Annotated in this window: 11 protein-coding genes; 7 read left to right on the forward strand and 4 right to left on the reverse strand. The window is 73.3% G+C overall.

Translation table 11 applies throughout. The features are described 5' to 3' along the window. Positions 1 to 24: 24 nt before the first annotated feature. On the forward strand, positions 25 to 1,395 hold the full coding sequence (locus ACFWBF_RS01665) for an MFS transporter (RefSeq protein ID WP_385593472.1): 1,371 nt from the start codon (positions 25 to 27) through the stop codon (positions 1,393 to 1,395). Here the strand turns inward: ACFWBF_RS01665 and ACFWBF_RS01670 are convergent. Beyond that, complete coding sequence (locus ACFWBF_RS01670) at positions 1,319 to 2,101, reverse strand: hypothetical protein (RefSeq protein ID WP_385593475.1); 783 nt, start codon at positions 2,099 to 2,101, stop codon at positions 1,319 to 1,321. The genes ACFWBF_RS01665 and ACFWBF_RS01670 overlap by 77 nt on opposite strands. 145 nt (positions 2,102 to 2,246) lie before the next feature. On the opposite strand from ACFWBF_RS01670, the gene ACFWBF_RS01675 reads away from it, so the two are divergent. Beyond that, positions 2,247 to 3,173: an SDR family oxidoreductase gene (locus tag ACFWBF_RS01675; RefSeq protein ID WP_385593478.1), complete on the forward strand. Its 927-nt coding sequence runs from the start codon at positions 2,247 to 2,249 to the stop codon at positions 3,171 to 3,173. A gap of 6 nt (positions 3,174 to 3,179) precedes the next feature. Here the strand turns inward: ACFWBF_RS01675 and ACFWBF_RS01680 are convergent, their stop codons facing one another. Next, complete coding sequence (locus tag ACFWBF_RS01680; protein WP_385593482.1) at positions 3,180 to 3,944, reverse strand: TetR/AcrR family transcriptional regulator; 765 nt, start codon at positions 3,942 to 3,944, stop codon at positions 3,180 to 3,182. A 102-nt stretch (positions 3,945 to 4,046) separates the two neighbouring features. Between ACFWBF_RS01680 and ACFWBF_RS01685 the strand changes: the two genes are divergently transcribed. Then, positions 4,047 to 6,746, forward strand: a complete 2,700-nt coding sequence (locus ACFWBF_RS01685) for an ATP-binding cassette domain-containing protein (RefSeq protein WP_385593485.1) — start codon at positions 4,047 to 4,049, stop codon at positions 6,744 to 6,746. A gap of 45 nt (positions 6,747 to 6,791) precedes the next feature. Here ACFWBF_RS01685 and ACFWBF_RS01690 read toward each other — a convergent pair whose 3' ends face one another. After that, positions 6,792 to 7,859 carry an enoyl-CoA hydratase/isomerase family protein gene (locus ACFWBF_RS01690; protein ID WP_385593488.1) on the reverse strand — a complete coding sequence of 356 codons (1,068 nt, stop codon included), beginning with the start codon at positions 7,857 to 7,859 and terminating at the stop codon, positions 6,792 to 6,794. A 27-nt stretch (positions 7,860 to 7,886) separates the two neighbouring features. On the opposite strand from ACFWBF_RS01690, the gene ACFWBF_RS01695 reads away from it, so the two are divergent. Beyond that, complete coding sequence (locus ACFWBF_RS01695) at positions 7,887 to 8,447, forward strand: dihydrofolate reductase family protein (protein WP_385593491.1); 561 nt, start codon at positions 7,887 to 7,889, stop codon at positions 8,445 to 8,447. Between the two features lie 27 nt (positions 8,448 to 8,474). Here ACFWBF_RS01695 and ACFWBF_RS01700 read toward each other — a convergent pair whose 3' ends face one another. Then, the gene (locus ACFWBF_RS01700; protein ID WP_385593494.1) at positions 8,475 to 9,236 is read right to left on the reverse strand and encodes an AraC family transcriptional regulator; all 762 of its coding nucleotides are present in this window, start codon (positions 9,234 to 9,236) and stop codon (positions 8,475 to 8,477) included. A 183-nt stretch (positions 9,237 to 9,419) separates the two neighbouring features. Here ACFWBF_RS01700 and ACFWBF_RS01705 point away from each other — a divergent pair, with 183 nt between their 5' ends. The 3 genes from ACFWBF_RS01705 (at position 9,420) to ACFWBF_RS01715 (ending at position 11,713) form a co-directional block, all read left to right on the forward strand. Further along, positions 9,420 to 10,553, forward strand: a complete 1,134-nt coding sequence (locus tag ACFWBF_RS01705; RefSeq protein ID WP_385593770.1) for an MFS transporter — start codon at positions 9,420 to 9,422, stop codon at positions 10,551 to 10,553. A 64-nt stretch (positions 10,554 to 10,617) separates the two neighbouring features. Beyond that, positions 10,618 to 11,064 (forward strand): MarR family winged helix-turn-helix transcriptional regulator, encoded by a 447-nt coding sequence (locus tag ACFWBF_RS01710; protein ID WP_385593497.1) that lies wholly within the window; start codon positions 10,618 to 10,620, stop codon positions 11,062 to 11,064. A 76-nt stretch (positions 11,065 to 11,140) separates the two neighbouring features. Further along, the gene (locus ACFWBF_RS01715; RefSeq protein WP_385593500.1) at positions 11,141 to 11,713 is read left to right on the forward strand and encodes a hydrolase; all 573 of its coding nucleotides are present in this window, start codon (positions 11,141 to 11,143) and stop codon (positions 11,711 to 11,713) included. Positions 11,714 to 12,014: the final 301 nt, after the last annotated feature.

The raw sequence follows: 12,014 nt of genomic DNA on the forward strand, positions 1-12,014 counted from the left end.
CCGCTGCGACCCAGGGAGACATCCGTGTACCTGTCCGCCGGCCGGGCGGCCGACACCGCCCAGGGCCTCGCCCCGCCCGGCCGCCGCACACCGGTCCCCGCGACCGTGATCGTGCTCGGCCTGGTCAGCATGGTCACGGATGTCTCCGCCGAGATGGTCACCGCCGTCCTGCCGCTCTACCTGGTGGCCGGGCTCGGCATGACCCCGCTGGCCTTCGGCGCCCTGGACGGGCTCCAGCAGGGGGCCACCGCACTCTTGCGCATCGTCGGCGGCCGGGTCGCGGACCGCACCCGCCGCCGCAAGCTCGTCGCGGGCGCGGGCTATGCGATGTCCGCCGCGTGCAAGGCGGCCCTGCTCGCCGTCGCCACCCCTTGGTCGGTGGCGGCGGTGCTGGCCGCCGACCGGACCGGCAAGGGACTGCGCACCGCGCCGCGCGATGCGCTGATCTCGCTGTCCTGTCCGCCCGGGGAGCAGGGCCGGGCCTTCGGGGTGCACCGTGCCATGGACACGGCCGGTGCGCTGCTGGGGCCGCTGGCCGCGTTCGGGGTGTTGTGGGTGGCGGTGGACGGGTACGGCGCCGTGTTCACCGTGAGCGCCTGCGTGGCCGTGCTCGGGGTGGTGCTGCTCGGGCTGTTCGTACGCGAGACCCCCGCGCCGGCATCGACACGGGCGCCGACACCGGCCCGCGCCCGCACACCCGTACCCGCCCGCGCGCCCACCCCCGGCCTCCGCACGCTGCTGCGCGTCCCCGGCCTGGGGGCGCTGTGTCTGACGGCGGCCGCGCTGGGCCTGTTCACCGTCGGCGACGCCTTCCTCTACCTGCTGCTCCAGCGCCGGCTCGACCTGCCGGCCGTCTACTTCCCGCTGCTGCCCGTCGCCGCGGCCGCGGTGTTCCTGTCTGCCGCGCTGCCCGCCGGGCGGCTCGCCGACCGGCGCGGCCGCCACCGGGTCTTCCTCGGCGGACACGTGCTCCTGCTCGGCGCCTGCCTGCTGATCCTGGCGCCGTTCCCCGCCGGGCCCTTCCTGGCCGTCGGCGTCCTGTCCCTGCTCGGCCTGTTCTACGCCACCACCGACGGGGTGCTGATGGCCGCCGCCGGGCCCCTGCTTCCGCGGGAGCTGCGCGCGACCGGGCTCGCGGTGCTGCAGACGGCGCAGGCACTGTCCCGATTCGCGGCGTCCCTGCTGTTCGGGGCGGCCTGGACCCTGTGGGGACCGGGCACGGCGCTCGCGGCCGCGGCCGGGGGCTTGCTGCTGGTCCTGGCCTCGACCGGCGCCATCGCCTCGTACCGGATCCGGGGGGCCCGCCGCTTCGGCGGGGTCAGCGGGCCAGGTGCAGGCGGGTGTGGAAGTACCCCGCCGTCTCCTTCCCGGCCGGGTCCTCGCCGAGGGCGGTGACGGTCTCGACCGCGGTCCGCTGCTCCTGCGGGTCGGTGAAGCGGCGCTGCGGGTGGGTGGCGGTGGAGCGTTCCACGGCCAGCCCGTACGACCGCAGGCACCCGGAGATCGGCCGGTAGTCGTGGGTGCGCAGGACGAACGCGGCCACCGGCACCGGCCGCCCGGCGGCGGTGATCAGCCGCCCGAAGGTGCGCTCGGTGAGGAAGCTGGTGCCGCCGGTGACGGTGATCAGGCCGGCTCCGGCCGCCGCCCGGCGCAGTCCCCTGCCGGGTTCGGTGCTCTCCAGGTCCTCGCAGTAGCCCTCGTCGAGCAGGCCGACGGACAGCGCGTAGGCGACGGCGGGCCCCGACACGTCGACGCCGATGGCGCGGACGGCGTCGGAGCGCCGCCGCGAGGCGTAGAAGTCCCGGTCCCAGTCGATGAGTTCGGCCGTGGTCAGTTCGGCGCTCTTCGCCGAGGTGTAGCGCTCGTACAGCTCCTCCAGGGTCACGTCGTGGTTGACGAGCGCCGCGTTGATCCCGTACGAGCAGCACAGGTCGAGCATCGCCGGGCGTCCCGGCGGGAGTTCGCGGCCGGTCAGGGCGCGGAACACCGCCTGGGCGTGGTGCGGGGTCTGGTATTCGTACGGCCCGAGCCGGGTGAAGTACCCCCGGGGGTCGGGCAATCCGTAGATCTCGTCGAAGCTCGTCATACCGGGTGTGCTCATCGGGTGCACGTCTCCCTGGATCGCGGGCAGGACACGGGCTCCAGTCGTATCCAGCCGCCGGTCCGCGCGAAAGACCGCCGATCCGGCCACCCGCACGCGCGGGCCGTGGGCCGCGCCCCGCGGGGGGGCGACGTAGGGTCGGATCATGGCGGAAACACACCGAAGTCTTGAAGGTACGGTCGCCCTGGTGGCGGGGGCCACGCGGGGCGCGGGCCGCGGCATCGCGGTCGAGCTGGGCGCCCGGGGCGCGACCGTGTACGTGACGGGGCGCAGCACCCGTGGCAGGCGCTCGGAGTACGACCGGCCGGAGACGATCGAGGAGACGGCTGAGCTGGTCACGGCGGCCGGCGGGCAGGGGATCGCGGTGGTCGCGGACCATCTGGTGCCCGCGCAGGTGGAGGCGCTGGTCGGGCGGATCGATGCCGAGCAGGGACGCCTGGACGTGCTGGTGAACGACATCTGGGGTGGTGAGCTGCTCTTCGAGTGGGAGAGCACGGTCTGGGAGCACGACCTGGACAAGGGGCTGCGGCTGATGCGGCTCGCGGTGGAGACCCATGCCATCACCAGCCACTACGCGCTGCCGCTGCTGCTGCGCGGGCCGGGCGGCGGTCTGGTGGTGGAGATGACGGACGGCACGGCCGAGTACAACGCGAGCCGCTACCGGGTGTCGTTCTTCTACGACATCGCCAAGTCGGCGGTGCTGCGCATGGCGTTCGCGCTCGGACACGAGCTGGGGCCGCGGGGCGCGACCGCGGTGGCGCTGACCCCGGGCTGGCTGCGCTCGGAGATGATGCTGGACACCTTCGGGGTGACGGAGGCCAATTGGCGTGACGCCTTGGACAAGGTCCCGCACTTCGCGATCTCCGAGTCCCCCTCGTACGTGGGGCGCGCGGTCGCGGCGCTGGCCGCCGACCCGGAAGTGTCGCGCTGGAACGGGCAGTCCCTCTCCAGCGGGCAGCTCGCCCGGGTCTACGGTTTCACGGATCTCGACGGCAGCCGGCCGGACGCCTGGCGGTACATGGTCGAGGTCCAGGACCCGGACCGCCCGGCGGACACCACCGGCTACCGCTGACCGGGCCTACCGCCGACCGGGCCGTGAGTCGATCAGCCGGGCCAGCCCGTCCAGGACGCACCGCAGGCCGAACTCCCAGACGGTCTGCGGGTCGTAGCCGCCGACCGCGCTGCCGACGCGCCCGGCGAGCGGGTAGCGCTCGGCGTCCATGGCCCGCTCCAGCAGTGGTGCGCTGACGGCCCACCACTCCTCGTCGCTCTGGCGGCTGTTGTGCGCGGCGGCGTCGGCGGCGGCCAGGGCGTTCACGTGGACGAAGCCGAGCAGGTGGGTCAGGGCGGCGTCCATCTCGACGTCCGTCAGGCCGATGCCGTCGAAAGCCGCCAGCTCGTGCTCGTACTTCCCGATCACGCCGGGGCCCAGCGGGGGGCGGGTGACGGCCAGGTCGGCGATCCAGGGGTGGCGGGCGAGCAGGTCCCGGTTGTCGTCGGCGACCCGGGCGACCTTCGCGCGCCACGGCTCCCCGGCGGCCCCCTCCCGACGCTCCATGACCTTGTACGCGTCGTCGAGCATGAGGTCGAGCAGCTCGGCCTTGCCCGGCACGTACGTGTAGAGGGTCATCGGCGTGACGCCGAGGCGCGTGGCCAGGGCCCGCATGGTGAGCGCGGCGAGCCCCGCCTCGTCGGCGAGCCCGGTCGCGGCCCGTACCACGGCGTCCACGGTGAGCCCTTGCCGCGGCCCCCGCCGCCCACCCCGCGGCTCCTCGCCGGGCTCGCGCCACAGCAGCGCCAGGGTGCGGACGGGGTCGCCCGCCCCGCTCCGGTCCTTCGCCATCTCGGCCCTCTCCTCTGCTCCACAGCTCCGCCAAAAACTTTCTACGCCATACAGAATACTATGTACAATGTTTGCTGACCGCCCGGCGCAACAAGGAGTTCCGTGCAGATCACCAGCACCGCGATATCCCTGACCGTTGACGACGTCACCGCCTCCACCACCTTCCTGGCCAGGCACTTCGGCTACGAGGAGGCCATGTCCGCCGAGGGCTTCGCCTCCCTCACCCACCCGTCCGGGCCACAGGTGATCTTCCTGCGGACCGGCATCGAGGTCCTGCCCGAGGGCTTGCGCGACCGGCACGCGGCCGGGCTGATCCTGGCCTTCACCGTGGCCGACCTTCCGGGCGAGTACGCACGCCTGCGCGCCGAGGGCGCCCCGATCACGATGGGGCTCCGCGAGGAACCCTGGGGCGAGCGCCTGTTCCAGGTCACGGACCCCAACGGGGTGGTCATCCAGCTGGTCGACTGGGCCGCCGGCGCCGGCGAGGACACCTCGGGAGCCGCCTCCACGGACCCGCGGACCACAGCCACCGCCGCGGCCACCGCCGCGGCCGCCGACAGCCATCAGGTCATCCAGGTTCGAGGCGCCCGCGAGAACAACCTCGTCGACCTGTCGCTCGACATCCCCAAGCGCCGGCTCACCGTCTTCACCGGCGTATCCGGCTCCGGCAAGTCCTCGCTCGTCTTCGGCACCATCGCCGCCGAATCGCAGCGCATGATCAACGAGACGTACACGGCCTTCATCCAGTCGTTCATGCCGAGCCTGGGCCGCCCCGACGTGGACGGGCTGCACAACCTGAGCGCCGCCATCGTGGTCGACCAGGAGCGGATGGGCGCGAACTCCCGTTCCACCGTGGGCACCGCGACCGACGCCTACACGATGCTGCGGATCGTCTTCTCCCGGCTCGGAAGTCCGCACATCGGCACCTCCAGCGCCTTCAGCTTCAACACCCCCGACGGCATGTGCCCGCGCTGCGAGGGCATCGGCCAGGTCTCCGACATCGCCGTGGACCAGCTCGTCGACCGTGAACTCTCCCTCAACGAGGGCGCGATCACCGTCCCCGGCTTCGCCGTGGACTCCTGGTACTGGCAGATCATGGCGAACTCCGGCTTCTACTCCCCCGACACGAAACTGAAGGAATTCACCGAGCGGGAGTGGGCCGACTTCCTGCACAAGGCGCCGCTGAAGGTGAGGGTCGGCTCCAACAACTTCACGTACGAGGGCCTGATCACCAAGATCCAGCGCACCTACCTCTCCAAGGACCGCGAGTCCATGCAGTCCCACATCCGGGCCTTCGTGGACCGCGCCGTGGTCTTCACCGACTGCCCCGACTGCGCCGGCACCCGGCTCTCGGCCGCCGCGCTCTCCTCGCGGATCGACGGGGTGAACATCGCCGACTGCTCTTCCCTGCAGATCAGTGACCTCGCCGCCTTCGTCCGGCGGATCGACGACCCCGGGGTCGCGCCCCTGCTGGCCAATCTGCGGGACCTGCTGGACTCCCTCGTCGAGATCGGGCTCGGCTACCTCAGCCTGGACCGGCCCTCGGCGACCCTGTCCGGCGGCGAGGCCCAGCGGGTCAAGATGGTCCGCCACCTCGGCTCCTCGCTCACCGACATCACGTACGTCTTCGACGAGCCGACCACCGGGCTGCACCCGCACGACATCCAGCGCATGAACGACCTGCTGCTGAGGCTGCGCGACAAGGGCAACACCGTGCTCGTCGTCGAGCACAAACCAGAGGTCATCGCCATCGCCGACCACGTCGTCGACCTCGGCCCCGGCGCGGGCACGGCCGGCGGGCAGCTCTGCTACAGCGGGGACGTGGCCGGGCTGCGCACGTCCGGCACCCTCACCGGCCGCCACCTCGGACACCGGGCGCGGCTGCGGGAGCCGGTGCGCACCCCGCGCGGCCACCTGTCCGTCAAGGGCGCCGATCTGCACAACCTGAAGGACGTCAGCGTGGACGTGCCGCTCGGGGTGCTGACGGTGGTGACCGGGGTCGCGGGCTCCGGCAAAAGCTCGCTGATCCACGGTTATCTGGCCGGGCGGGACGGGGTGACGGTGGCCGACCAGTCGCCGATCCGCGGCTCGCGCCGGTCCAACCCTGCCACGTACACCGGCCTGTTGAACCCGATCCGGACCGCCTTCGCGAAGGCCAACGGGGTCAAGGCGGCGCTGTTCAGCGCGAATTCCGAAGGTGCCTGCCCCAAGTGCAACGGCCTCGGGCTGCTCTACACGGACCTGGCCATGATGGCCGGGGTGGCCTCGGTCTGCGAGGAGTGCGAGGGCAAGCGGTTCACGCCCGAGGTGCTCACGTACCTGCTGCGCGGCAAGAACATCAGCGAGGTGCTCGACATGCCGGTGGCGGAGGCGTACGAGTTCTTCGCCACCGGGCAGGCGCGGGCCATCCTCGGCAGGCTCGCCGACGTCGGCCTCGGCTACCTGCGGCTCGGACAGCCGCTGAACACCCTGTCCGGCGGTGAGCGCCAGCGGCTCAAGCTGGCCGTCAACATGGCGGAGAAGTCCTCGACTTACATCCTGGACGAGCCCACGACCGGGCTGCACATGGCCGACGTCGACAAGCTGCTCGCGCTGCTGGACCGGCTCGTCGACGACGGGAACTCGGTCATCGTCATCGAGCACCACCAGGCGGTGATGGCGCACGCCGACTGGCTGATCGACATCGGCCCGCGCGGCGGCCACGACGGCGGCCAGGTGGTCTTCGAGGGCACTCCGGCCGCGCTGGTGGCCCGGGCGGACACGCTGACCGCGCGCCATCTGCGGGAGTACGTGGCCTCGTAGGCCGCCGCCCGGGGGCAGGCGCCGGGCTCCGGACGCCGGCGCCGCTCAGCCGAGAGTGGCGTCGGCCTCGGGGAAGGGCAGTTCCAGGGCGCCGCCCAGCGGCGCGAGGAACCGGGCCACGTCCGCATCGGACACGTCGGCCGCCGCGGCCGGGGACCAGCGCGGCCGGCGGTCCTTGTCCACGACCTGGGCCCGGATGCCCTCCACCAGGTCCGCCGTCCGCAGCGCGTGGCACGAGACCCGGAACTCCTGGGCCAGCACCCGCTCCAGGGAGCCGAGTACGCCGGCCCGGCGCACGGCGGCGAGGGTCACCTTGAGGGCGGTCGGGGACTTGGCCAGGATCGTTTCGGCGGTCTCCTTCGCGGCCGGGTCGCCGTGCGCGAGCAGCCGCTCCACGATCCCCTCGACCGTGTCCGCGGCGTAGCAGTGATCGATCCACTCGCGCTGCCCGGCCAGTTCACCGGGGGCGGGGGTGGCGGCGTGACGCGGGAGCACCTCGTGGACGGGGGCCGCGGCGAGTTCGGCGGTCAGCCCGGGGAGCCGGGCGGCGGGGACGAAGTGGTCGGCGAGTCCGCACAGCAGCGCGTCGGCCGCGCCGACGGCGGTGCCGGTGAGGGCGAGGTGGAGGCCGAGCCGGCCGGGGGCGCGGGCCAGCAGGTGGGTGCCCCCGACGTCGGGGACGAAGCCGATGCCGGTCTCGGGCATGGCGACGCGGGAGCGTTCGGTGACGATGCGGACGCTGCCGTGGGCCGAGACGCCCACCCCGCCGCCCATCACGATGCCGTCCATGAGCGCGACGTAGGGCTTGGGGTAGCGGGCGATACGGGCGTTGAGCCGGTACTCGTCGCGCCAGAAGCCGGCCGAGGCGCTGGTACCGGCCTTGGCATCGTCGTGGATGGCCCGGATGTCCCCGCCCGCGCACAGCCCTCGCTCACCGGCTCCGCGGATGAGGACCTGGGTGACGGCCGGGTCGTGCTCCCAGGCGGTCAGGGCCTCGGCGATGGCCCGCACCATGGGGTGGGTGAGGGCATTGAGGGCCTTGGGGCGGTTGAGGGTGATCACCGCCGTCCGGCCCGCGGTGTCGAACAGGACTGTGTCGTCTTCGGCATTCACACCGGCCAGTATGTAGCGTCGGCGGACATGCGAAAGATCATCCTGATGGGGTCCGTGTCCCTCGAAGGCTTCTTCGAGGGGCCCGAACGGCAGATCGACTGGCATCTCGTCGACGACGAACTGCACCGGCACCTGAACGACGAACTGCGCCCGATGGGCGGTTTCCTGTCGGGCCGCGTCACGCACGAGCTGATGGCGGAATTCTGGCCGACCGCCGACGCCGACCCCGCGGCGAGCGAGCCGGTGGCCGAGTTCGCCGGGATCTGGCGGTCGATGCCGAAGTACGTCTACTCGCGCACCCTGGAGCACGCCGACTGGAACTCCACCGTGGTCCGCGACGTCGTCCCGGCCGAGGTCGCCGCGCTCAAGGCGGCCCCGGGCGGCGACCTGGTGCTGGGCGGGGCCGACCTCGCCGCCTCCTTCCTGCGCCACGACATGGTGGACGCGTACCGGATCTATGTCCACCCCGTCCGCATCGGCCGCGGCAGACCCTTCTTCCCGCCCGTCGCCGCGCCGGCCCCGCTGCGCCTGGAGGGCACCCGAGCCTTCTCCAACGGCGTGGTCCAGCTGCGGTACGCCCGGCCGTAGCCCGAAAGCCCGGTACGGAACGCTCCGTCACGGTTGCGGAAGCTCGCGCAGGTGCGCCCCGGGCGTGTGCCCGAAGGCCCGGCGGAAGACGTCGATGAAGGCGCTCGCCGAGGCCCAGCCGCAGCGGTGCGCGACCGCCGTCACCGGGGTCCCCACGGCGAGCAGCCGCAGGGCCTGGTGCAGCCGCAGCTGGGTCCGCCACTGCGGGAAGGTCATGCCCAGCTCGGCGCGGAACAGCCGGCTCAGCGTCCGCTCCCCCGCCCCGGCCCCCGCCACGGAGCCGAGGGCGGCCAGCCCGCGCGGATCAGCCGGGTCCGCGTACAGCAGCGCGCACACCGCCGCCAGCCGCGCATCCGCGGGGGCGGGCAGGTGCAGCGGCTGGAGCGGCGAGGCCCGCAACTGGTCGAGCAGCACCCCGCGCATCCGACGCCGCTGCGGGCTGCCGTCCTCGGGGGCCCGCGTGTAGGCCAGGATCAGCTCGCGCAGCAGCGGTCCGACGGCGAGCACGGCGGGCACGGCGAGGCCGAGCGGGTTGAGGTGCACCGGCAGGCCCACGCTGTGCAGATCGGTCCGGCCGTAGGCGCGGTGCTCGTGCACCGTACCGGCGGGGATCCACAGCGCCCGGGTAGCCGGGGCCACCCAGGTGCCGGCGTCGGTGGTGATGGACAGCACCCCGGAACCGGCGTAGGCGATCTGGTGGTCGTCGTGGCGGTGCGGGTCGATCCCGTGGTGCGTGTCGAGCTCGCGGATGCTGGTCGCGGCCCGCGGGGTGTGGCGGATTTTCTGCATCACCCGGCAATTTATCGGAAGCGCGATGCCCGCGGCGAGAGCGATTCTCGACCCGTGACCTCATCGAATCCCGTGCACGACCCCTCGCGAAGCTCCGTACGGAAGCCCGCGCGGACCCCCGCGGCCCCCGGGCCGGCCGCCGCCCGGGCGCGCACCGCCGCCTTCTCGGCCGGGCACTCGTGCGTGGACGTCTACCAGGGCTCCGTCGCCGCACTCGTCCCCTTCCTCGTCGCCGAGCGCGGGTACGGATACGCCGCCGCGTCCGGCGTCGTGCTCGCCGCCTCGCTCCTGTCCTCCGTGGTCCAGCCGCTGTTCGGGGTGCTGGCCGACCGGCGGCCGATGCCCTGGCTGATCCCGCTGGCCACGGCCGCCGCCGGACTCGGCGTGGCGCTGGTCGGACTGGACGCCGGCTACTGGGCCACGGTGGCCGCCGTGGCGCTGTCCGGGCTGGGCGTCGCCGCCTACCATCCGGCGGCAGCCCGGCTGGTACGCACCGTCGGCGGGTCCGGGCACGGCCCGATGGGCTGGTTCGCGCTCGGCGGCAACATCGGCTTCGCCTGTGCGCCGCTGCTGGTCGTGGGAGCGCTGTCGGTGCCCGGGCCGGCCGGGTGGTGGCTGCTGGCGCTCCCGGCGGCGCTCGGGGTGTTCCTGGGCCGGCCCCCGCGGTCGGCGCGTCCGGCCGCGGGGCCCGGGTCCGGCGGACGGGACGAGAGCGCGCCCACCCCTTCCTCTTCCGCGTCCCCTTCCCCTTCGCCCGCCCCCGCCCCCGCCCTTGAGGACCGGCGGGCCTTCCTGCGGCTCTCGCTGGTCGTGATCGTCCGGTCGGTCGTCTTCATCGGCCTGAGCACGTTCATCGCCTTGTACGTTCGCGAGCGCGGCGGAAGTGAAACCGCCGGGGCCGTGGCCCTGTTCGCCCTGTTCGCGGGCAGCGCCGGCGGGACCCTGCTCGGCGGTCGGCTCGCCACCCGCTGGGGCCGGGTCACCACCGTGCACCGGGCGTACGCGGCCGCCGGACCGGCCATCGCCGGCATCCTCTTCCTCCCGCTCCCCCTGGTGTACGTGTGCGCGGCGCTGGCCGCCGCCGCGCTGTACGTGCCGTTCTCCCTCCAGGTCACCCTGGGGCAGGACTACCTGCCGACCCGCATGGGCACGGCGAGCGGAGTCACTCTGGGCCTCACGGTCAGCGTCGGCGGGCTCACGGGCCCGCTGATCGGCGCCGCCGCGGAAGCATCCTCCCTGCACACCGCGCTGTTGGCCCTGGCCGTGCTCCCCCTGGCGGCCTGGGCCCTGGCCCGGCGCCTGCCGGAGCCGGCCTGAGCAGCGCCCGCATTATTGATAAGTCTGCCTTGCAAGTTTGGCTGTATATCCCTATCGTCTAGTCATGCCCGTAGGACCCGAACCCGCAGCCCCGCAGCCCCGCGACACCGCCGAGGAGCTCCAGCACACGATCGGCATGCTGGTCCGGCAGATGCGCGGGGCCGCGAGCGGCGGGCTGAGCCTGTCCCAGATGTCCGTGCTCAAGCGGCTCGACCGGCTCGGGCCGTCCACCGCGTCGGATCTGGCGCGGGCCGAGAAGATCCGGCCCCAGTCGGTCATCGCCACCGTGAACGCATTGCAGGCCGACGGCTACGTCACCCGCATCCCGCACCCCACCGACGGCCGCCGGCTGCTCATCTCGCTCACGCCCGAGGGGCAGGCCCTGGTGAACGAACGCCGCAAGGCCGGGCACGGCCGGATCGCGGAGCTCATCGCCGAGCGGCTGACCCCGGCGGAACAGAGCCTGCTGGCCGAGGCGGTACCGCTGCTGCGCCGCCTCGCGGAGGACTGACCCACGCCCGTACGCCCACACCCGTACGCCACACCCGTAAGCCCCGGACCGAACGCCCCGAAGGAGACCCGGAACCATGAGCCCCACCCTGACCCTCGACGGCGACACCGCCCTGGTCCTGATCGACCTCCAGAGCGGAATCCTGGCCCTGCCGACCAACCGGCCCGCCGACGAGGTCCTGCAGAAGGGCATCGCGCTCGCCGAGGCGTTCCGCGCACACAAGCTGCCGGTGGTCCTGGTCAAGGTCGCCTGGTCGCCCGACGGCGGCGACCTGCCCACCCTCGAAGTCGACCGGCCGGGCCCGGCCTCCGCACCGCCCGCCGGGTTCTCCGAGATCCCCGCGGAGCTGGCCGCCCTCGGCGACGTCGTCGTCACCAAGCGCCACTGGGGAGCCTTCACCGGCACCGAGCTCGACCTCCAGCTGCGCCGCCGCGGCATCCACCGCATCGTCCTGGCCGGCATCTCGACCAGCGCCGGCGTGGAGTCCACCGCCCGCACCGCCTGGGAGAACAGCTACGAGGTCGTCTTCGCCGAGGACGCCACCGCCGACATCGACGCGGACTCGCACGCACACACCTTCGGCAAGATCTTCCCGCGCATCGGCAAGGTCGCGACGACGGACGAGATCATCGGCGCCCTCCGCCCCTGAGCCCCCGGCCCGCCGCCGTACGGGGCACGGTCCGCCGCCGTACGGGGCCTCGGTCCCGGGGGGCGCCCCCAACTGCCGCCCGCCCGAGGCCCGTCGGGGGGGCGGCCAGCCCCCGCAGCCCGCCGGCCCTGACGTTGCTGCGCCTCGGTGAACCTGTCCGGCCACAGCACCAGTGCTGTGGCCGGACAGGTTTGCCGGGGCGCGGTGTCCGGTGCGGTACATCGCAAGGCGGAGGACCGCGTCTCGTACTGGACGTACTTGCGCGGTCCGACAACGCGGCGAGGTGCCGTGCCGGGCGCCG

The sequence above is a fragment of the Streptomyces sp. NPDC060028 genome (assembly GCF_042736725.1).
GTDB lineage: Bacteria > Actinomycetota > Actinomycetes > Streptomycetales > Streptomycetaceae > Streptomyces.